This is a genomic window from Allocoprobacillus halotolerans (assembly GCF_024399475.1).
Lineage (GTDB): Bacteria > Bacillota_I > Bacilli_A > Erysipelotrichales > Coprobacillaceae > Allocoprobacillus > Allocoprobacillus halotolerans.
Genome location: NZ_CP101620.1, coordinates 960,544 through 979,823, shown reverse-complemented (window position 1 = coordinate 979,823; position 19,280 = coordinate 960,544). Strand labels below are relative to the sequence as shown.

21 protein-coding genes and 2 pseudogenes are annotated in these 19,280 nt (G+C 31.0%); 12 read left to right on the top strand and 11 right to left on the bottom strand.

The genetic code is table 11. From position 1 onward, the window contains the following. Positions 1-4 precede the first annotated feature (4 nt). Entirely contained in the window at positions 5-964 is a 960-nt protein-coding gene (locus NMU03_RS05845; RefSeq protein WP_290141712.1) for a ribose-phosphate diphosphokinase, read from the top strand. 123 nt (positions 965-1,087) lie between these two features. Then, complete coding sequence (locus NMU03_RS05840; RefSeq protein ID WP_290141711.1) at positions 1,088-1,345, top strand: hypothetical protein; 258 nt, start codon at positions 1,088-1,090, stop codon at positions 1,343-1,345. Positions 1,346-1,554: 209 nt separating this feature from the next. Here NMU03_RS05840 and NMU03_RS05835 read toward each other — a convergent pair whose 3' ends face one another. Both NMU03_RS05835 and NMU03_RS05830 read right to left on the bottom strand, forming a co-directional pair. After that, positions 1,555-2,172 carry an NUDIX hydrolase N-terminal domain-containing protein gene (locus NMU03_RS05835; protein WP_290141710.1) on the bottom strand — a complete coding sequence of 206 codons (618 nt, stop codon included), beginning with the start codon at positions 2,170-2,172 and terminating at the stop codon, positions 1,555-1,557. A 77-nt stretch (positions 2,173-2,249) separates the two neighbouring features. Next, positions 2,250-2,621 (bottom strand): annotated as a pseudogene (locus tag NMU03_RS05830) (Dps family protein); the annotation flags it as partial. 396 nt (positions 2,622-3,017) lie between these two features. Between NMU03_RS05830 and NMU03_RS05825 the strand changes: the two are divergent. From NMU03_RS05825 to deoC, 3 genes are all read left to right on the top strand, one after another. Continuing rightward, positions 3,018-3,776: a TatD family hydrolase gene (locus NMU03_RS05825; protein ID WP_290141709.1), complete on the top strand. Its 759-nt coding sequence runs from the start codon at positions 3,018-3,020 to the stop codon at positions 3,774-3,776. 12 nt (positions 3,777-3,788) lie between these two features. Next, a complete protein-coding gene (locus NMU03_RS05820; RefSeq protein ID WP_290141708.1) occupies positions 3,789-4,727 on the top strand; it encodes a G5 domain-containing protein in 939 nt (312 codons plus the stop codon). 85 nt (positions 4,728-4,812) lie between these two features. Continuing rightward, positions 4,813-5,478 (top strand): deoxyribose-phosphate aldolase, encoded by a 666-nt coding sequence (gene deoC, locus NMU03_RS05815; protein ID WP_290141707.1) that lies wholly within the window; start codon positions 4,813-4,815, stop codon positions 5,476-5,478. Positions 5,479-5,520: 42 nt separating this feature from the next. Here the strand turns inward: deoC and NMU03_RS05810 are convergent, their stop codons facing one another. Then, positions 5,521-6,981 (bottom strand): glycoside hydrolase family 1 protein, encoded by a 1,461-nt coding sequence (locus NMU03_RS05810; protein ID WP_290141706.1) that lies wholly within the window; start codon positions 6,979-6,981, stop codon positions 5,521-5,523. Positions 6,982-7,055: 74 nt separating this feature from the next. Here NMU03_RS05810 and NMU03_RS05805 point away from each other — a divergent pair, with 74 nt between their 5' ends. The 3 genes and pseudogenes from NMU03_RS05805 (at position 7,056) to NMU03_RS05800 (ending at position 8,247) form a co-directional block, all read left to right on the top strand. After that, positions 7,056-7,286 carry a hypothetical protein gene (locus tag NMU03_RS05805; RefSeq protein ID WP_290141705.1) on the top strand — a complete coding sequence of 77 codons (231 nt, stop codon included), beginning with the start codon at positions 7,056-7,058 and terminating at the stop codon, positions 7,284-7,286. A 44-nt stretch (positions 7,287-7,330) separates the two neighbouring features. After that, positions 7,331-8,029 (top strand): annotated as a pseudogene (locus NMU03_RS17605) (AraC family transcriptional regulator); the annotation flags it as partial. A 128-nt stretch (positions 8,030-8,157) separates the two neighbouring features. After that, entirely contained in the window at positions 8,158-8,247 is a 90-nt protein-coding gene (locus NMU03_RS05800; protein WP_290142289.1) for an AraC family transcriptional regulator, read from the top strand. A gap of 9 nt (positions 8,248-8,256) precedes the next feature. Here NMU03_RS05800 and NMU03_RS05795 read toward each other — a convergent pair whose 3' ends face one another. The 7 genes from NMU03_RS05795 to NMU03_RS05765 all read right to left on the bottom strand — a co-directional run bounded on the left by NMU03_RS05795 (position 8,257) and on the right by NMU03_RS05765 (position 13,630). Beyond that, the gene (locus NMU03_RS05795; protein WP_290142288.1) at positions 8,257-8,532 is read right to left on the bottom strand and encodes a hypothetical protein; all 276 of its coding nucleotides are present in this window, start codon (positions 8,530-8,532) and stop codon (positions 8,257-8,259) included. Then, on the bottom strand, positions 8,493-9,143 hold the full coding sequence (locus NMU03_RS05790; protein ID WP_290141704.1) for an ROK family protein: 651 nt from the start codon (positions 9,141-9,143) through the stop codon (positions 8,493-8,495). Before NMU03_RS05790 ends, NMU03_RS05795 begins: the two co-directional genes overlap by 40 nt. Beyond that, a complete protein-coding gene (locus tag NMU03_RS05785) occupies positions 9,140-10,552 on the bottom strand; it encodes a 6-phospho-beta-glucosidase (protein WP_290141703.1) in 1,413 nt (470 codons plus the stop codon). Before NMU03_RS05785 ends, NMU03_RS05790 begins: the two co-directional genes overlap by 4 nt. Then, on the bottom strand, positions 10,536-11,834 hold the full coding sequence (locus tag NMU03_RS05780) for a PTS sugar transporter subunit IIC (protein WP_290141702.1): 1,299 nt from the start codon (positions 11,832-11,834) through the stop codon (positions 10,536-10,538). The genes NMU03_RS05785 and NMU03_RS05780 overlap by 17 nt, the downstream gene beginning before the upstream one ends. A gap of 470 nt (positions 11,835-12,304) precedes the next feature. After that, positions 12,305-13,075 (bottom strand): fructose PTS transporter subunit IIB, encoded by a 771-nt coding sequence (locus NMU03_RS05775; RefSeq protein WP_290141701.1) that lies wholly within the window; start codon positions 13,073-13,075, stop codon positions 12,305-12,307. Next, the gene (locus tag NMU03_RS05770; RefSeq protein WP_290141700.1) at positions 13,072-13,383 is read right to left on the bottom strand and encodes an RDD family protein; all 312 of its coding nucleotides are present in this window, start codon (positions 13,381-13,383) and stop codon (positions 13,072-13,074) included. Before NMU03_RS05770 ends, NMU03_RS05775 begins: the two co-directional genes overlap by 4 nt. Positions 13,384-13,486: 103 nt before the next feature. Beyond that, the gene (locus tag NMU03_RS05765) at positions 13,487-13,630 is read right to left on the bottom strand and encodes a hypothetical protein (RefSeq protein ID WP_290141699.1); all 144 of its coding nucleotides are present in this window, start codon (positions 13,628-13,630) and stop codon (positions 13,487-13,489) included. 137 nt (positions 13,631-13,767) lie between these two features. Between NMU03_RS05765 and NMU03_RS05760 the strand changes: the two genes are divergently transcribed. Further along, positions 13,768-14,526, top strand: coding sequence for a BglG family transcription antiterminator (locus tag NMU03_RS05760; protein ID WP_290141698.1), 759 nt, complete (start codon positions 13,768-13,770; stop codon positions 14,524-14,526). Between the two features lie 103 nt (positions 14,527-14,629). Beyond that, positions 14,630-15,670, top strand: coding sequence for a BglG family transcription antiterminator (locus NMU03_RS05755; RefSeq protein WP_290141697.1), 1,041 nt, complete (start codon positions 14,630-14,632; stop codon positions 15,668-15,670). Positions 15,671-15,819: 149 nt separating this feature from the next. On the opposite strand, the gene NMU03_RS05750 is transcribed toward NMU03_RS05755, so the two are convergent. Beyond that, positions 15,820-17,223 (bottom strand): IS110 family RNA-guided transposase, encoded by a 1,404-nt coding sequence (locus NMU03_RS05750; protein WP_290137705.1) that lies wholly within the window; start codon positions 17,221-17,223, stop codon positions 15,820-15,822. A gap of 340 nt (positions 17,224-17,563) precedes the next feature. On the opposite strand from NMU03_RS05750, the gene NMU03_RS05745 reads away from it, so the two are divergent. Together NMU03_RS05745 and NMU03_RS05740 are read left to right on the top strand one after the other, a co-directional pair. After that, the gene (locus NMU03_RS05745) at positions 17,564-18,214 is read left to right on the top strand and encodes a PTS lactose/cellobiose transporter subunit IIA (protein ID WP_290141696.1); all 651 of its coding nucleotides are present in this window, start codon (positions 17,564-17,566) and stop codon (positions 18,212-18,214) included. Positions 18,215-18,247: 33 nt separating this feature from the next. Then, a complete protein-coding gene (locus NMU03_RS05740) occupies positions 18,248-19,273 on the top strand; it encodes a PTS sugar transporter subunit IIC (RefSeq protein ID WP_290141695.1) in 1,026 nt (341 codons plus the stop codon). Positions 19,274-19,280: the final 7 nt, after the last annotated feature.

Below are 19,280 nucleotides of genomic sequence, written 5' to 3'. Positions count from 1 at the left end.
AAAAATGAAAAATAACATAACGATATTTGCTTTATCATCAAATCAAGAATTAGCTAATTCTATAGCTGATATTTTAGGGACAGAAGTTGGAAAGAGTGTTGTTCATCATTTTGCAGATGGTGAAATTTTAGTTGAAATTGAAGAATCAGTACGTGGAAAAGATGTTTTTATTGTTCAATCTACATCTAATCCTGTAACTGAAAACTTAATGGAAATCTTAGTTTTAACTGATGCTTTAAAACGTGCATCAGCAAAAGAAATTACAGCAGTTATACCATATTTTGGATATGCTAGACAAGATCGTAAGGCAAAACCAAGACAACCCATTACTTCACGTTTAGTTGCTGATTTATTATCAGTAGCAGGTGTGGATAGAGTTGTAACAGTGGACTTACATGCACGTCAAATTCAGGGATTCTTTGATATTCCAGTTGATGAAATGGAAGCTTTACCTCTTATTTGTAGATATATTAAAAATAAAAATATTGAAGATTTATGTGTTGTATCACCAGATCATGGTGGAGCAACTCGTGCGAGAAAAATGTCAGAAGCATTGGATTGTCCAATTGCGATTATTGATAAAAGACGTCCTAAACCAAACGTTGCTGAAGTTATGGGGATTATTGGGGATGTTGAAGGAAAGAACTGTGTATTAATTGATGATATGATTGATACAGCTGGAACAATTGTTGCTGGAGCACAAGTTTTAAAAGAAAAAGGTGCAAAGGATGTCTATATTGCTTGTACACATGGTGTATTATCTGGACCAGCAGTTGAAAGATTAAATAACTGTGTAGCAAAAGAAGTCATTATTACTGATACAATTGCTATTCCTGAAGAAAAACGTTTTGATAAATTAGTACAAATCAGTGTTGCTGAGCTATTAGCATATACAATTGAAAGTATTGAAAATGATTTACCTGTAAGTGATGTTTTCAAACATTTCGATTTTAAAGGTGAATAATGTATGATGGGAGATTGAAAAATCTCCTTTTTTTATACTTGTTTTTTAAAGTGGTGATGATATGAAGTCGCTTTTTTATTACAAAAAAGAAAAAAGATTTATCAAGAGCAAGAGTATATTCGTATGCTAAACAATATTGTTTCTAATATATATGACGATATTGATATTATTTTTGATGCATTTAAAAAGAAAGATTTTGAAGAAAAAATTATCAGAAGCATTGGTATTCTGGATAATGTATTATCTATCAATAAACAAGATTTACAGGTGGAAGCAGGATTGAAGTTTATTGATAATATATGCAGTGCAATTCGTTTATATAAGACATCTCAAAACATTAATTTTTATCGTCTGTTTTCTAATGTTAATGAGGTATTCTGACTAAAATTGTATATTATGAGTAGAAAAAGAATATACTCTTTATAGGTGTAGCCCCTGGCGTCTTGTCGCTGGATGTGCAGATTGATGCAGGACCACACCTTTTTTCTTATTCAAATCCCATATTAAAAAATCCAATTATGAAAAATACACATAGTTGGATTTTTATTCTTCTGAAAAATAAGTTATTTTAATATAGTTAAAAATTTGTTTTAGTCAAATACAGTTTCCCAATTCTTACCTGATTGATAAGCCTCAAAACACATCGCAATTTGTTCTTTAGTGTTTTTTTCATTAGCAAGATTAGGAAGCTCACTTTCATCAAAATAATCAAATCCTAGTGTTTCAATATTTTCTACAAATTCGCCACCTAATACAGAACATAAAACAAATATTTTGCAGACACCATAAGCATAAACAGGGAAATTATGTTTATTGCGATCTTGAATGGCTATGATTTTATCAGCTACAACATCTAAACCACTTTCTTCCTTGACTTCTTTGATAGTATTTTCTTTAACGGAAAGATTGACATCCACCCAGCCACCAGGCAAGGACCAAGTGCCATTGCTTTCTTGTACTAAAAGTATTTTATTGTCTTTAAAGATTGCGGCACGGGTATCCAACTTAGGTGTCTGATAGCCAGTTTCATTACAAAATAAATCTTTAGCTTTTTCAAGTGGAATTTCTGTTTTATAAGCAATCATTTCTGCAGAAATTTGACGTATTCTTTCATATCTTTCGTGATCATAAACATCTTTACCATAAGTTAATCCAGCTTGAGCCAGACTTTGTAATTCAATTGCCCATTCTAACCATTTTTGATTCATACAATCCCTCCAATTCATATTGATTATAACATACCAAAAGAAAAGGTGGCTTTATTTTTACCACCTTCCATTCATCATTATTTAAAAGCTTGTCGTAACATCCATAATGTTTTATAAAATTCACTAATATAATTATCCATAAGTGATGAAATTAAAACTTGATTATCTTTATCAGCTTGTTTTTTAATTTCTAATAAACTATCTAACAAATATTGAAAATCTTCAATCACAATCTTATAAATTTCATGTGAGGACAGATAACAATCATCCACTTCTTGAATGTGAGAAAGTTCTAGAAATACTTTTAAAGAACACGTTGGTTTTCCATTCAACATAAGAATGTTTTCAGCAACTTCATCAATTGCTTCGTTTATATAATTATAAAGTTCTTCTAATTTTGCATGAGCTGTAAAGAAATCACTACCTTTTACATACCAATGAAAATTTTGTAACTTATGGTATTCAACGACAAGATCTGATTATAAAATATTTAATTTTTCTAACATAGTATTCCTCCTTTGTTAGTTAGTTTTGACCAACTATGTTGTAAATGAGTTTATAAATAAAAGTAAAACATATGCTTAAAAAGAGCTACTATAAAATTTGATTAAATCTATGTGAAATAGACATACTATAAATATGATGTTGGTGATTTTAACGTTTTTTGACAAAAGTAGAAATCTTGGAATATTTCAAAAGAGAAATGAATAATGTTTGTTATAATGACAAATATAGAATGATGAAAATAAGAAAAAAGTCGATAAAATGAGAATAAAAGTATTTTTGTATATTTAGAAATTTGACAAAGTGTTAAATATTTGTTATTATGCCTCAGGGTGATGGAGATGTATTTCAATACACATACACATTTAAACAGTGAACAATTATATTCAAATCGTGATGACTTTATTCATTGTGCATTAGAAAATGGCGTTGAAAATATGGTTGTCGTTGGATATGATTTAGACTCATCTAGAAAGGCTATTGAGATTGCTCATGAATATCCATTTATTTATGCGACAGTTGGTATCAGCCCTAATGATTGTAAAGATACAACAGATGAAGATTTAAGTGAAATTGAAAAAATGCTTCAAGACCCACGTGTGGTGGCTTTAGGAGAAATAGGTTTAGATTATTATTGGGATGAAGTTTCTCATGAAAAACAAAAAGATATTTTTACAAAACAAATTGAAATGGCAAAAAAATATCAAAAGCCCATTGTGATTCATGCGAGAGATGCTTATGAAGATACCTATCAAATCTTAAAACAGTCTGCACATTATGGCATTATGCATTGTTATAGTGGTTCTGCTCAAATGGCAAAACGATATATTGACATTGGTTTTGAAATATCGTTAGCTGGACCAGTGACCTTTAAGAATGCAAAAGTCCCTAAAGAAGTTGCTCAATCAGTTGATATAGAACATTTAATGATTGAAACGGACTGCCCTTATTTAACACCTCACCCATTTCGAGGAAAGTTGAATGAGCCAGCAAATGTTGTGTATATTGCCCAGGAAATAGCAAAGCTAAAGAACATGGAGATAGAAGACGTTGCTAGAATCACAACATTTAATGCCAAAAAAATGTTTGGGATTAAATAAGGAGGATATTTTATGTTACAAAGAGCTAAAGAGGCGATTGTCTCGGCTGACAGCCGAACAAAAGGAATTTTAGCAATGGCCGTGGTATATGTTGTTATTATATTAGCAACTGTATCATCAGGAGCTGTTAATCAGATTACAGATTTTATTCCAACTGTGGATATTCGTTTAAAAGATGGTTTACAGGTGGAAAAAGATTATTTGGTCAAGCAGGATACAGTATCAAATGTCTTAAATGAATTAAATGTTGAGTTAGATCAAAAGGATACTTTAAATAAAGATAAAGATGACATTGTTCAACAAGATGATTATATTGAAATTACAAGAGTTGAAACAAAGACAGTAGAAAAAATAGAAACAATACCATACTCAACAAAAACAAAAGGTAGTGGAAGCTGGACAAAAACTGTTGTTCAAGAAGGAAAAGACGGAAAAGCGAAAAGAACTTATCTTTTCACTTATGCTAATGGAAAAGAAACGAATCAACAAATGATTAAAGAAGAGATCATTGAAGAACCAGTGGATAAAATTATTCAATATGGTGGTGTTTTAGAAGGAACAACATTTACTGGAAGATTGACACTTTATGGTGGAGATTGTACAGGATGTGGAGGAACATCTTCTTCTGGTGTGAAGTTATCACCTACAAGTGGTGTCAATAATACGAATTCACCATATTTATATTATAAAGGAAAGAAATATTATTGCTTAGCAGCTGATCGTTCGATTCCATTTGGAACAGTGATTAAGATTTCTAATCATAATTTAAATACAGCTGGTACTATTTATGGAATTGTTGTAGATCGTGGTGGTGCTATTAAGGGAAATAAAATTGATATTTTTAATGGTAGTGAAGGTTCAGGAAAAAGATATTTTAGTGGAGGCACCTCACATAATACCAAATTTGAAGTTGTTTCACTTGGTAGTGGAAATGCAAATTTTTGGAGATAGATTGATGACCTATGGACATAGAATCCATAGGTTTTTCTTTTTTGTTTGTGTTATAATTGAAATATAAAAATGAGGAGGAAAAAGCATGACAAAAGAAGAACTAGCAAAAATGTTTGATCATACATTCTTAAAGGCTTATGCCACAGATGATGATTTCATCAAATTGTGTCAAGAAGCAAAAGATATGAAAGCAGCAATGGTAGCCATTAATAGTGAACCAGTGAAACTTTGTAAAGAGTTATTAAAAGGAACAGATGTACATGTTGGTGCAGCTATTTCATTTCCTTTAGGACAAACAACATTGGAAGTCAAACTTGCAGAAACAAAACAAGCAATTCAAGATGGTGCAGATGAAATTGACTATGTGATTAATGTCGGGAAAGCGAAAATGCATGATTGGGATTATATTGAAAAAGAAATGCAGGAGATTGTATCACTTTGTCATCAACATCATATTATATGTAAAGTGATTTTTGAAAACTGTTATTTGACAAAAGAAGAAATTAAACAAATTGCTCTAATAGCAAAAAAGGTAAGACCTGATTATATTAAAACAAGTACAGGTTTTGGCACTTCAGGAGCGACCGTAGAAGATGTGCGTTTAATGAAAGAAACAGTTGGTGATGATGTGTTAGTAAAAGCAGCTGGTGGTATTCGTGATTGGAAAACATGTCAAGCTATGATTAACGCTGGAGCAAGCCGTATTGGAACAAGCAGTTCACTTAAAATATTAGAAGAATTTGAACAATAATAAAAAAGATTTCAGATGCCATTTGACATTCTGAAACCTTTTTTAATCCAAATCTTCACCATTACTTTGAATGACTTTTTGATACCAATAGAAAGAATCTTTACGATAACGTTTTAAACTTCCATGACCTTCATCATCCATATCAACATATACAAAGCCATAACGTTTTTTCATTTCTCCTGTTCCAGCCGAAACAAGATCAATACATCCCCAAGGCGTATAACCGATTAAATCCACACCATCTTCCTCAACGGCTTTTTTCATTTCAATGATATGATCTTTTAAATAACTGATACGATAATCATCATGAATCTTACCATCTTCACTGATTTCATCAACAGCACCCAAACCATTTTCTACAATAAATAATGGCTTTTGATAACGATCCCAAAGTAAGTTTAAAGATATTCTTAAACCAATGGGATCAATTGGCCATTTCCATTCACTTTCTTGAAGATATGGATTGTGTGTTAATGAAATACCATTACCTAAAGATTGTGTTGCATCTTCTCTTGTTGTAATAACTCCTGAATTATAGTAACTAAAACCAATATAATCAACACAACCATTTTTTAATATTTCATCATCATTTTCTTCTTTGATAATTTCAATATTTTTATGTTTCAATTGTTGAAGTACATAAGAAGGATAATATCCTCGACATTGTACATCAGAGAAGAAATATTTTAAAGCACGAGAAGCTTTTAACTCTAAAGCAATGTCTAAAGGATTACAAGATTCAGGATAAGTTAAAATATGAGCTAACATCATTCCTATATGATTGTTTGAATCAATCTGATGTCCAAGTTGAACAGCTAAAGCACTTGCAACAAAGATATGATGCATAGCTTGATAGTATTTTTGAGGTGTCATTTCTTTAATGCCTAAAGTTGTATAACCTCTTAATAAATTAATTTCATTAAATGTCATCCAATATTTGACTTTCCCCATGTATCTGTTAAAAAGTGTTTCACAATAATTGATAAAATAAGTTATCGTATCTCTTGATAACCAACCATCCTTATGCTCAGCTAAATAAAGTGGCATATCAAAATGATTGATTGTCACAACAGGTTCAATGCCATATTTTAAACATTCATCAAAAACATCTTCATAAAACTTTAATCCTTCTTCATTAGGTGTTTCATCATTGCCATGAGGAAAAATTCTTGTCCATGAAATCGACATTCTAAAACATTTAAATCCCATCTCAGCCATTAAAGCAATGTCTTCTTTATAATGATGATAGAAATCAACAGCTTTATGACTTGGATAATACATCTTTTCATCAATAACGGCTTTATATTGATAAGAAATAAAATCTTTTTCATTTAAATAAATAATTTCATTATTTTCATTTGAAAAACTATGTTTTCTTTTACGTGTTAAAGAACCATTGGTTTTGGTATCTGAAGTTGCTAGACCACGACCTCCTTCATTATAGCCACCTTCATACTGATTGGCAGCAGTTGCTCCACCCCATAAAAAATCTTTACTTAACATTTTCTATTCCTCTTTTCTTTTTTATTTTCAATCTTTATAAATCATTGTACAATGATAAAGAAAGGATGATTTTTATGATGACACAAACAGAATTAATCATTGCATTACCTTCCATCTATCAGTGTTTACAAATTCCTATCTACCTTTTGGATAATCAAATTCATATCAAGTATTCTACACCATCATTCTTCTTACAATTAGAAACTGATTATTTTCAATCTATAGTTGATTTACAAAAACTTAATCAATATAAAATATATACTTGTTTTAAAGATGCAGCTTTCTTCTTTTTTCATATCCTTTAGAAGATATTTCTTATGTTGTTTTAGGACCCATTTTTAGTAAAAAAATGACAACAAAAGATAAACCATCGGATTATGAAATATTAAAACATGTTATACAACCTTATACTCTTAATGATTTTATGAATATGCCTTATGTTTTTGAAAATTTAAATCAAAATATTGCCTTTGCATATCAAATAATAACAGGACAAAACATTGCTATTAATGAATTAAAACTTAATTTTATAAAACCAAGCACTGATCCATTGAAACAGGAGGAAACATTGAATCAGGAACTGTTTGAGATTCGTGAAAATTCTTTACATGATTTTAGTTATGAGTATGAAAAAAAGATAATTAACTGTATTCAAAATGAAAATAGTACCCAAGCTCGTATTTTATTGAGTGAATTATTACAAATTAGAGATGAAAGACATCTTTCTCAAAATCAAATGCAATCTTCTAAATATAAAGTTGTCAGTGCTATTGCGATATTTACCCGTTCCGTTATAGACGTTGGTGTTCCAGTTGCGAAAGCTTATACGTTAAGCGATGTATACATTATGAAAACAGATCAATGTCAAACAAGTCAACAAATATATAAAGTAATTAGTGATGCGATTACTGATTTTACACATCTAGTAAAGCGTTATAAGCATATTCAAAATCCTTATTGGGTAAAAAGTTGTAAAGCTTATATTTCACATCATCTTCATCAACATATAACTTTAGATGAACTGGCTCAAGAAGTAGATATGAATCCAAGTTATTTATCGTCACAATTCAAGAAAATCACTGGTCAATCTTTAAAACAATATATCAATTGTCAAAAGATTAAAGAAGCCCAGTTTTTGATTAAAAACTCACATTATTCTTTACTAGAAATTGCGATATTTTACAATTTTCTAGTCAAAGTCATTTTCAAAAAGTCTTTAAAGATATAACAGGTATGAGTCCGGCTCATTATAAAAATAGCAAGTAACGATGAAAGTTAACCTTTCATCGTTGTTTTTTCTAAATAATGATAATAAGCACCAAGCAAATTCGCATCATTACAATAACGGCATTTCATAATCTCGGCATGTGGGAATGCAATAGGGAAAGCATCATAGAATTTTTGTGATGCTTGTTTTAAACCATTGATAAAAATAGGATTTTCACTTGCACCACCACCAATGCAAATACGTTGAGGATCAAGTATACATTGGAGATTATGAAATTCTTGAATCACTTCATAACAATAATTTTCAAATATTTCACAAGCAATAGGATCTCCGTTTTGAATCCATTCAAATACTGTTTTTCCATCTTTCGTATCAATGCTTTTTTCTTAGCAATCTTATCGACAAGATTCGCAATACTACCAATGGCTCCAAAGAAACCTTTTGTCCCATAGGTTTTCATATCCTTAGAAAAGATAACACTCAATTCTCCACCAATTAAATGACTACCTTTGTATATGTTACCATTAAGAATAATGCCACCACCAACACCAGTACCAAATGTAATCACAAGACCATTTTGAATATCTTGCATATGGCCAGTCTTAAGCTCTGCCAAAGCAGCCGAGCGGGCATCGTTTTCTACTTCGATAGGTAGTTGAAATCTTCTTTCCCATTCTTTCATATCAGTGTGATTATTGTATGCAAGGCTTCCACCCGCAAAAATATATTTCTTATCAACATCAATGACACCAGGTAAAGAAAAGGCAATGCCATCAACTGTTCCCATTTGTTTTAAAACATCTTCAATTGTTTGTAAGAAATGTTCTTGATTATCACGAGGAGTAGAAACTTTACCTTGCAAAGACATTATGTCATTATGCATCAAAGCATATTTAATAAATGTTCCCCCTACATCAAAAGTTGCAATTTTCATAAGTTTTCTCCATCACTAGCAATAACATTTTTATACCAGTCAAATGATTTTTTCTTTGATCTTTTCAATGTTCCGTTGCCTAAATCATCACGATCAACATAAATAAAACCATAGCGTTTACTCATTTCTCCCGTTCCAGCAGAAACAAGATCAATACATCCCCATGCTGTATAACCAATAACTTCTACACCATCAATTAGAATAGCTTTTTTCATTTCTTCAATATGTGCTTTCAAATAGGCAATACGATAATCATCTTCTACATACCCATTAGCATTAACCTGATCATTATAACCTAAACCATTTTCAACAATAAATAATGGAATTTCATAACGATCATAGAAACGATTCATAATATATCTTAAACCTTTAGCGTCAACTTGCCATCCCCATTCACTTGTTTCCAAATAAGGATTTTTAACTCCACTGGTGAGATTGCCACCAGTTTTTTCAATATCTTTTTGAATTGTTGCGACTGAAGAAGAATAATAAGAGAATCCTACAAAATCCACACATCCTTCTTTCATAGCTTCTAAATCACCTGGTTCTATTTGGATATGTAATCCTAAGCGTTCCACATATTTTTGAACATAGCGAGGATAGTGTCCTTTCACTTGAATATCACTAAATGCGAAAGTTTTCATACGCATATTGTATTCAGCTAATTCCACATCTTCAGGTCTAGAAGTAAGAGGATAATTCACAAGTGTTAAAACCATACAACCAATTTGATTGTCTTTATCAATTTGATGTCCTAATGTGACAGCTTTGGCACTGGCAACAAATTGATGATGAGCTGCCTGGTAACTACGTAACAAGAAATCATCTTGATCACGTCCAACAACTCCAGCAATCTCTGGCATTAATATGACTGAATTAATTTCATTAAAAGTCATCCAATATTTGACTTTTCCTTTATATCTTTTAAAGATAACTTCACAAAAGTGAAGATAGAAATCAATGAGTTGGCGATTTGCCCAACCACCATATTTTTGAACTAAATTCAAAGGCATTTCATAATGTGAAATAGTGACAACAGGTTGCATGCCACGTTTGATCATTTCATCAAATAAATCATCATAAAATTTTAAACCCGCTTCATTAGGTGTATCTTCATCACCTAAAGGAAAGATTCTTGTCCAAGCAATAGATGTTCTAAAGCAACGAAATCCCATTTCCTCACATAAAGCTAAATCTTCTTTATAATGATGGTAAAAATCAATAGCTTCATGATTAGGATAATAAGTATCTTTTTCTATTTTGTTAGTAAAACGACGAGAAACACCTTTTTTACCAGCAGTCACAATATCCATCAAAGATAAACCTTTACCATCTTCAAGGTAGGCACCTTCTGCCTGATTGGCAGCAATGGCACCTCCCCATAAGAAATCTTTACTCAACTGACTCAATGTTTTCACCTGCTTTAGCGAATTGTTCTTCTTCATAGGCTTTTTTATCAGCGATTTTAAAGAATGGATAATACATTAATGTATTCACTACTAACAAGATTAAAACCATAACCAATAATGAGAAACCACCAGCTAAAAATGCTTTTACGAAGAATGGTGTTGTCCAAGGTAATAAAGACATGGCTGGGTTATAAGTGAATGTAAAGATTTGTGTTGCAAATAATCCAATTAATCCCATGACAACATTACAGAAAACCATAGGAATAAAGAAGATAGGATTCAACATGACAGGCATACCAAAGATTAAAGGTTCATTAATATTGAATAAGTTTGGTATAAAAGCAAGTTTTAACATTTGTTTATAACGTTGACTTTTTGCAGTAAACATTGATAAACATAAACCAATTGTATTTCCATTACCACCAAATGAAGCAAACATAGATACTAAAGTGATTGTTAAATATGTTAAAGGTCTACCTGCTTGTGCATCTGCAATATTTGTCATAATGAGTGTCATTTGTAAAGGAACAAAGGCGCTGTAAATTGTATTGGGATGGATTCCAAAGAACCATAATAAGTTTGCTAAAAAGTAAATGAGGAAGATAGTTGGTAATGATAAACCAATTTTTATAATAAATGCTCCAATTGTTTGATCAAAGAAATTTATGAAGTTTCCGTATGGTGTATAACCAAATCCAACTCTAACTAAGAAAGCAAAACCAACAATAATCATAGAAATAAAGATAGGTTCGAATGATTCACTGACCATAGGTGGGACACCAGCAGGCATATTGAATTTAAGACCTTTTTGAGATAAATAATGGAACATATGTCCAACGATTGCTGCAAAGATTAAAGCAACTAAAATACCAGTACCACTTAAATAAGTTGTATTGAAAGCTGTAATATCACCTTCAGCTCCTGCAACTGTTTGAGGAATAATTATTAAGAAACTTAATAATGAAAGAATTCCACATGATAAGGCATTGTCACCTTTTCTTTTAGCAAAAGAATAACCAATAGTAAATGCAATATATAAAGCTAAAATATTTAAGCTGGCATTTTGAATGGCATCAAAATGAGCTTTTAAACCAACACTTGTTAACCAATCAGAATATCCAGTAAAAGGAAGATTCCCCAAAATAACGAAAATACACACACCAAATGTAACAGGACCAGTACGCATAAATCCTTCAGCTACTGACTGAATTGTGTCATTTTCACTCATGACTTTTGCGATTGGACCAATAAATTTTTGTAAAAAGTTTTCTAATGTTTTCATAAGCCCTCCAATTTTTTTGATTGAAATACGTATTTCTTGTTTATCGACAATTTACATTATAAGAATGAAACATACTTAATATATCAAAATATTTGGAATTATTATATTTTTTTTGAAAAATAAAAGATTATTAATTGATAATGTTAAATATTCATAAAATAGAAATTTTCTATACAAACGAAAAAAGATAAGAGTTACCATTTCTTATCTTTGATCTTCTTTATAGTGGATGTAATGGGTAGCGTTTATAGATGATCAGTCTAATGGATATACCCTCATTTCCACTTTTCATGCCATTTTTTTGTCATCCTCTCATTTCAGCATGCGAAATTTTACTGTACACGTCTGTATCTCTTCACTCGTCAGTTACTATTGGATAGTTAATCCTTTTTATTCTAACATAGAAAATATAAATATTTAATTGCTTTATACAAATAATTTGTGATATTTAAAAATATCTTGACTTAAGGTTAATTTAAAATTTTATAGATTAATTGGGAAGCATTTTTGATGGGTTCATCTAATATATTCTTATTTTTAAAACGTTCCATATGACGAATATGAACATCTGATGCAATAATAACGCCTAAAGCTTGGTTGATCTGTTCATGTGTTAGTTCGTCAACAATACCACTTGCACCTTGTTTTTCAATATAAATGTCAATATGGTTATCTTTAGTTGCTTTCTTTAAAGCTTCGACGGCTAAGTATGTATGAGCGACACCATATGTGCAGGCGGTCACAGCAACAATACTTTCTTTATTTTTTGGAGTTGAAATAAAAAGTGGTGCATCTAAATTTTGAATAAATTCTTGAGGCATTGAAGATGTTGTTAATTTATTCAAATATTCTTGATGTGAAACGTGTGTCATAAGAGTCAAAAGTAAATTAATTTGTTCATTTTTCTGATTGGAAAGAGGGATAGCTAATAAAAAAATATATTGAACTGTACTGTCTGGGGTTACGCTTTCCCATGAGGAAAGTGGTTGCTCTAAAATAGCAACAGCAAAACTTGTTTTTAAAACAGTATTGGATTTCCCATGTGGAATAGCAATCCCGCAATCAATGCCAGTAGGTGATAGTGCTTCTCTTTCCATAACAGATTCGTAAAAACTTTGAATATTACTAATTTTATGTTCATCAAAGAGTTTTTGAATAAGGAATTGAATAATATCCTGCTTGGATGTGAGTTTACAATGAAGTTCAATAAGATACTCGTTTGTGAGTTGAGATAGTTTCATGATTTAGAAATAACTCTTGTATGTCCAATAAAATCATGAATCATTGAACGATGAGGAGTCATGACACATATTCCAAAAGAAATGAGAGAAATCATTGTAAAAAGACTTAAAGCAGGAGAAGAAATATTGTGATTAGTAAATAAGTTCATCAATTCCCAAAAATAGATTGAACATGTCATAAAAGTCCCTTCAATGACTAAAATACCAATACCATTTCTTAAAAATAATGTTTTAAAATCTATTTTAGAATAATCTGATTTAACTATACGAATAGAACAAATTTTTTTCCAATAGTCATACCATCCCATCTATAAGGTAGATAAACAAGATAGATAAGTGTTAATATAAACCCAATAATCCATGCTAGAGAAGCATAGATGACGGGTAAGTTCATAAGTGTACTTTCAAAATTTATTTTTGAAAAATGATACTATAAATGATATTAATTGGTATAATTGTAAGAATACTGATGATATACCAATCTATGAAATAAGCAATTCCTCTTTTGATAAGAGAAGCATTTTGAAATATTTCTTTTGATTGTTTTTTAGACATATAAATTCTCCTTTCAAGGGTATTATAAAATTGATTAGAGAAAATTTCATGACAATAAATTACGTTAATAAGAGGATAAAAAGATATATGGTGATGAGTATTGAATTATGATAGGCTAAAACAAAGGAGTGGGTAGTATGTTAACGAAAAGACAAAAGCAAATTTTAACGATTTTAGATATGAATCAACAAACTTATATGAATGGAAAAAACTTGGCTTCACAAGTTGGATGTAGCGTTAAAACTTTACAAACCGATATGAAAATCATGCGTCATGAAATGTTGAAAAGTGGAGTAGATATTATTTCGGTTCCAAGTAAAGGATATATTCTAGAAATTCATGATTTAGAACAATATAATCACTATAAACAAAAAGAGTTGCAAAATGATTCAACATGTGACTTTAATGATCAGAGTTCACGCATAGCTTACATATTAAATAGATTATTTACTTGTCCATCATATATTAAGTCAGAACAACTTGCCGATGAAATGTTTGTATCACGTTCATGCCTTTCAGTTGATATGAAAATAGTAAAAAAGATTCTTGAGAAATATGATTTGACTTTGGATGCTAGACCAAATTATGGAATTAAAGTCTCTGGTTTTGAACAAAATATGCGAGAATGTATTACGAAAGAACAAATAGCATTGACATCAGGAACGTTGTTAGTAGAAAAAAATCAATTATCATTAATTACAAATATTATTGTAGAAACATTAATGGCATCGAAATATCGTATCAGTGATGTTGTTTTACAGAATTTAGTGATTCATGTATCTGTATCCATTCAAAGAATAAAAAAGGAATTTATATTGAAGATGTACCTTATCATGAAAGAGGACAAGAAAGTGTTATTGCAAAAAAATTCTAGAAAAATTAGCAAAAGTTTTTGATTTTGAAGTGAAGAAAAGTGAAATATCATTTTTAGCGACACATCTTTTGGGAAAGAAAAATTACGGCGAAGATGACGTTATTAGTCAAGAGGTTGACTTGTTTGTGAATGGGATCTTAGATGAAATCAAACAAAAAACAAATATTGATTTTGCAGGAGATGTAGAACTTAGAATTTCTTTAGCTTTACATATTGCCCCTTTGCTTGTTAGACTAAGAAATAGGATGCAGCTTAAAAATAATTTAGTAAAAGATATTCAGGTTAATTATCCATTGGCTTATGATGTGGCACTTATTGCAGCTGCATATATATCTCAAAAAATACATGTATCATTAGATGAAGATGAGGTTGGATATTTAGCTGTTCACTTTTCATTAGCTTTATCTAAGAAAGAAAAGAAAATTAATCCAAAAAAGGTATTAATTATATGTAGTGCTAGACGTGGTGATTATTTAATGATGCAACATATGTTTATGCAGGAATTTAGTGAAATGATTAGTAAATTAGATATTAAAAATGCAATTGAACTCCCCGAATGTGATTTAAGTCAATATGATTGCATTTTTACGACTTTTTTAAATCATCCATTCATACCAAAAAAAGCTTTAAGAATTAATTTTTTTATTGATGAGAAAGATAAAGTAAGAATAGATCATGCTTTAAAAGGAAATGATGAATCCTCACAACTATTAAAATATTTTCAAGAAGATTATTTTATGGGAGTCATTCATGCAAAAAATAAAAAGGAAGTTATCAGACAAATGTGTCAATATGCGAGTCAATTAAGTCAATTTAATGATGATCTTTATGAATCATGTTTAAGAAGGGAATTTTTAGGAAGTACAGCATATGGGCATTGTATTGCATTACCACATCCTGATTCATTGATTTCACAAAAAACATTTGTTATGACAGCTATATTAGATAAGTCTATTGAATGGTCGCATCAAAAAGTCCAACTTATCTTTTTGATTTGTGTTGAAAAAGGGAATCAAAAAGATTTAAGGGTTTTATTCGAACATATAGCTAAATTAATGTTGAACGATAATTATATTCAAACAATTATTGAACAAAAAAGTTATCAGGCATTAACTGATATATTAGGTAAGATTTTGAAAGACAAACTATTAAATGTCAATAATTAATTTAAAAAAATGATTTTAATAGTGTTTGTCCTGATTTAGAGGAGCAATCCGATGTTCTTTGATGTTTTTAGTGGATTTTTGGGTGCACTAAAAACAACTTCTCAAAACTCAGTGTTTGAAAGCTCTTACATTTTAGGTTTTCTTTGTTTTTAAGCTACTGATTCCGTTGCTTCGTTCCTATAAACAAAGCGATGGATTTCACCATTGATATCAGAATACTGATAAATCTGTTTTCTGGTATTCTTTGGAAAATCTAAAGATATTGAATTGAAGAACGTATTTCGGGTTTCTTCTGGTAATCGCATGATATTTTCATGCATGATTATAAAACTGCTTTCGTTTTTCATGATTGAATAGATATATCTGGCAATGCGATTGGCAACTGCAATGACCGCTAATTTATGACGCTTTTTATTTCCGTTCTTCACTCTTTCAAATAAGTGTTTAAGAACAGGATTATGTCGTCTGGCAAATTCGGCAATCATGTAAAGAGCGTGTCTCAGGTATTTTGAGCCTTTCTTGGAAATCTTGCCCATGATTTCCACAGACTTGCCAGAACGCTTGTTACGTGGTGATGAACCACTGTAAGAGACATAATGATCAGCATTTTTGAATCTGAAGATGTCTCCGGTTTCAGCGATGATAACAGCGGCAGTCAAAGGACCACAGCCAGTGATGGTCAACAGCAGACTGTAAACATTAAAAGTGGCAGCAAGCTTTCTGATATCTTTTTCAATCAGTTTCAATTGTGTACGAATATGGATGATGCTTTCAACAGTGTTGGAAATAACATATCTCATATGATCGGATACATGTGGAACCAGTGTATCCTGAGCATAATTGAAAAGCTTATCAATCTTATCCATACTGCAGCGATGTCTAGTTGCTTCGTAAACAAGATGAAACACTTCATTTTTGGAAGCATTTATGATATCATGCGAAGTAGGATATTGAGATAAGACAGCCAGGAAAGCAGCTGATTTAGGTTCAAAAACATACTGAAGTTCAGGGAAATAACAATCACAAAGGGCAATGAGACGGTTAGTTTCCTGAGAATAGAGTTTTTTAATCTGATAGTGTCTGTGAACGAGAGCCTTAAGATCTTGATATCCGTTTTTGTTTTCAAAAACAGAATCTGAAACATATTTGACCTGATCATCAGTACCGATAATGGAACAGATGGTTTGAGCATCCAAAGGATCAGATTTAGATATATTATGGCTTTCTCTCCATTTATTAACGAAATCCGTATTAAGCTGATGGATTTCTTCATCGCTATTACAGTTTTGTTTAATAAAGGTGTAGATATTAGTAGAATATATGCCAGTGACTTCCAAAGCAAAATAAGTGTGGAGACAGTACTGATCACTGGAATACTTTCTAACAGTATTTAAAAACTCAACAACTTCAGATTTAATAAACTTAAAAGATAATTTTTTTCTAAGGAAATGAGGTTTGACCGATCTTAATTCAGGGACAGCCAGAACAGCAGCATCAGCCTTGCCTTTAGAGACATCAATGCCAACATAAAGATTGTAATTGTAATTTTTCATAAAAAATGACCTTCTTTCTAAAGTATGTAAATGGTTTTGAATTGCACCTCTAAATCAAGACAAACGCAACCTCGTAAATGCGGAGACAAGTGAGAATACACTGCTGCAACAAACTCATTCGGGTATAAAGTACGCCTTGAACAGAGGATTAAGTCTTTTAGAAGCGAACATAACAAGATGGCCGCAGGAGAAAAGAATAAAACCTTGATTCAAAACGAAACTATTATCTTAAAAGAGAGTGTAGAAGCAAGGATTTTTTAAACAACTGAGATATCTCAGTTGTTTAAAAAGAGAAATCCTTAATTCAAACTTCTATACATATTATACGAGGGGAATAGCGATGGAAAATACGGCTTTACAAATTATTTTACATTCTGGAAATTCTAAATCAAGTTCAATGGAGGCTATTGAATGTGCAAGGATGAGTGATTTTGAAAGTGCTGATTTGAAGATGAATGAAGCTCATGAAGAGCTTGTTGCCGCACAAAAATATCAAACAAAAACGTTAAAAAGAAAAGAAAAAGAAGATGCATATAATCCTAATCTTATTTTTGTACATGCTCAAGATCAATTAACTAATGCTAAGATTCAGTACGATTTATCAAAAGAATTGATAAATTTATATGAGGAAATTTATCAAATTAAAGAGTTTTTAGGAAATGAACGTACATATAGTCAACAAACAATGAAGATTTTATTGGTGTGTGGACAGGGAATGTCTACAAGTTTGCTTGTACAAGCAATGTACCAATATGCTAGAGAAGGAGATTATATTGAGTCAACATCATTTGAAGAGTTGCCAAGTGTAATTGATGAATATGATGTTTTATTAGCAAGTCCTCAAATTAGATTTAGAATTCCTGTTATTGAACGTATGATTAAGCCAAGAACTCAAATTGTTGGATTAATGGATATGAAGGCATATGGAAAACTTGATGGACAAACGATATATAAACAAGCTGAAGATTTGTTTAAGAAAATTAAACATTAAATAATTTCGCTAATATTAGCGAAACCAGAAATAATGATTTTACCAGTTATTACATTTTTGTTGTTAAATAATTTTTTTATTACACTAACAACTGATTCAGGAGAAGCTGTGACATCAGGTGGTGTCATTCCAATGGATTATTTAGGTGCAGCAGGTTTGTTTGTAGCGATGATTGTGACAATTTTTACAGTTGAAGCTTATCGTTGGATTAAGAATAAAGGTTGGGTTATTAAGATGCCTGATTCAGTGCCACCAGCAGTCAGCCGCTCATTTTCATCATTAATACCAGCAGCAATTATTTTAACGGTTGTCTTTATTGTAAAAGTCTTATTTGAAGCAACACCATATGAAACTATCTTTAATTTGATTTATCAATGTTTACAACAACCATTATATGCTTTAGGTAATTCTTTACCATCACAAATGATTAGTGAAGCATTAATTAGTTTGTTATGGTGTTTTGGTATCCATGGAGATACTGTTGTGAGTTCGGTTATGGGACCAATTTGGAGAGGTTTATCAGCAGAAAATTTAGCGTTAGTATCATCAGGATTAGATCCAGCCAATATTATTTGTCAACAATTTAGAGATGTTTACTTAATTGCTGGAGGAACAGGAGCAACTTTCTCTTTGTTGGTATGTATTTGGATGAGTGCCAAGAGCCCAGAATTGAAAACAGTTGCTAAATTAGCAGGACCAGCAGCTATATTTAATATCAATGAACCAGTTATTTTTGGAATTCCTATTGTCTTGAACCCTATAATGATGATACCATTTATTATAGTTCCAGTTGTTTTATGCGTGACAACCTATATTGCTATGTCGTTAGGTTTGGTTCCACTTCTAACAGGAATTGAAATTCCTTGGACAACTCCAGTCTTTATTTCAGGATGGTTAGCAGGAGGATGGAGAGCAGTAATTTTACAAATTATTAATTTCATTATCGCAATTATTATTTATTTCCCATTTGTTAAAGCAGTTGATAAACAATTTTTGGACAATGCCAAGAAAAATGAATTAGTAAATAAGGAGGTTATTTATGAAGATTCTTGTCTTTGATCAAGAA

Bases quoted from the DNA above. Each gene is read 5' to 3' on its own strand.
- NMU03_RS05845 (WP_290141712.1), top strand. From the start codon at position 5: ATGAAAAATAACATAACGATATTTGCTTTATCATCAAATCAAGAATTA.
- NMU03_RS05840 (WP_290141711.1), top strand. From the start codon at position 1,088: ATGCTAAACAATATTGTTTCTAATATATATGACGATATTGATATTATT.
- NMU03_RS05835 (WP_290141710.1), bottom strand. From the start codon at position 2,172: ATGAATCAAAAATGGTTAGAATGGGCAATTGAATTACAAAGTCTGGCT.
- NMU03_RS05825 (WP_290141709.1), top strand. From the start codon at position 3,018: ATGTATTTCAATACACATACACATTTAAACAGTGAACAATTATATTCA.
- NMU03_RS05820 (WP_290141708.1), top strand. From the start codon at position 3,789: ATGTTACAAAGAGCTAAAGAGGCGATTGTCTCGGCTGACAGCCGAACA.
- deoC (WP_290141707.1), top strand. From the start codon at position 4,813: ATGACAAAAGAAGAACTAGCAAAAATGTTTGATCATACATTCTTAAAG.
- NMU03_RS05810 (WP_290141706.1), bottom strand. From the start codon at position 6,981: ATGTTAAGTAAAGATTTTTTATGGGGTGGAGCAACTGCTGCCAATCAG.
- NMU03_RS05805 (WP_290141705.1), top strand. From the start codon at position 7,056: ATGATGACACAAACAGAATTAATCATTGCATTACCTTCCATCTATCAG.
- NMU03_RS05790 (WP_290141704.1), bottom strand. From the start codon at position 9,143: ATGAAAATTGCAACTTTTGATGTAGGGGGAACATTTATTAAATATGCT.
- NMU03_RS05780 (WP_290141702.1), bottom strand. From the start codon at position 11,834: ATGAAAACATTAGAAAACTTTTTACAAAAATTTATTGGTCCAATCGCA.
- NMU03_RS05775 (WP_290141701.1), bottom strand. From the start codon at position 13,075: ATGAAACTATCTCAACTCACAAACGAGTATCTTATTGAACTTCATTGT.
- NMU03_RS05770 (WP_290141700.1), bottom strand. From the start codon at position 13,383: ATGGGATGGTATGACTATTGGAAAAAAATTTGTTCTATTCGTATAGTT.
- NMU03_RS05765 (WP_290141699.1), bottom strand. From the start codon at position 13,630: ATGTCTAAAAAACAATCAAAAGAAATATTTCAAAATGCTTCTCTTATC.
- NMU03_RS05760 (WP_290141698.1), top strand. From the start codon at position 13,768: ATGTTAACGAAAAGACAAAAGCAAATTTTAACGATTTTAGATATGAAT.
- NMU03_RS05750 (WP_290137705.1), bottom strand. From the start codon at position 17,223: ATGAAAAATTACAATTACAATCTTTATGTTGGCATTGATGTCTCTAAA.
- NMU03_RS05745 (WP_290141696.1), top strand. From the start codon at position 17,564: ATGGAAAATACGGCTTTACAAATTATTTTACATTCTGGAAATTCTAAA.
- NMU03_RS05740 (WP_290141695.1), top strand. From the start codon at position 18,248: ATGATTTTACCAGTTATTACATTTTTGTTGTTAAATAATTTTTTTATT.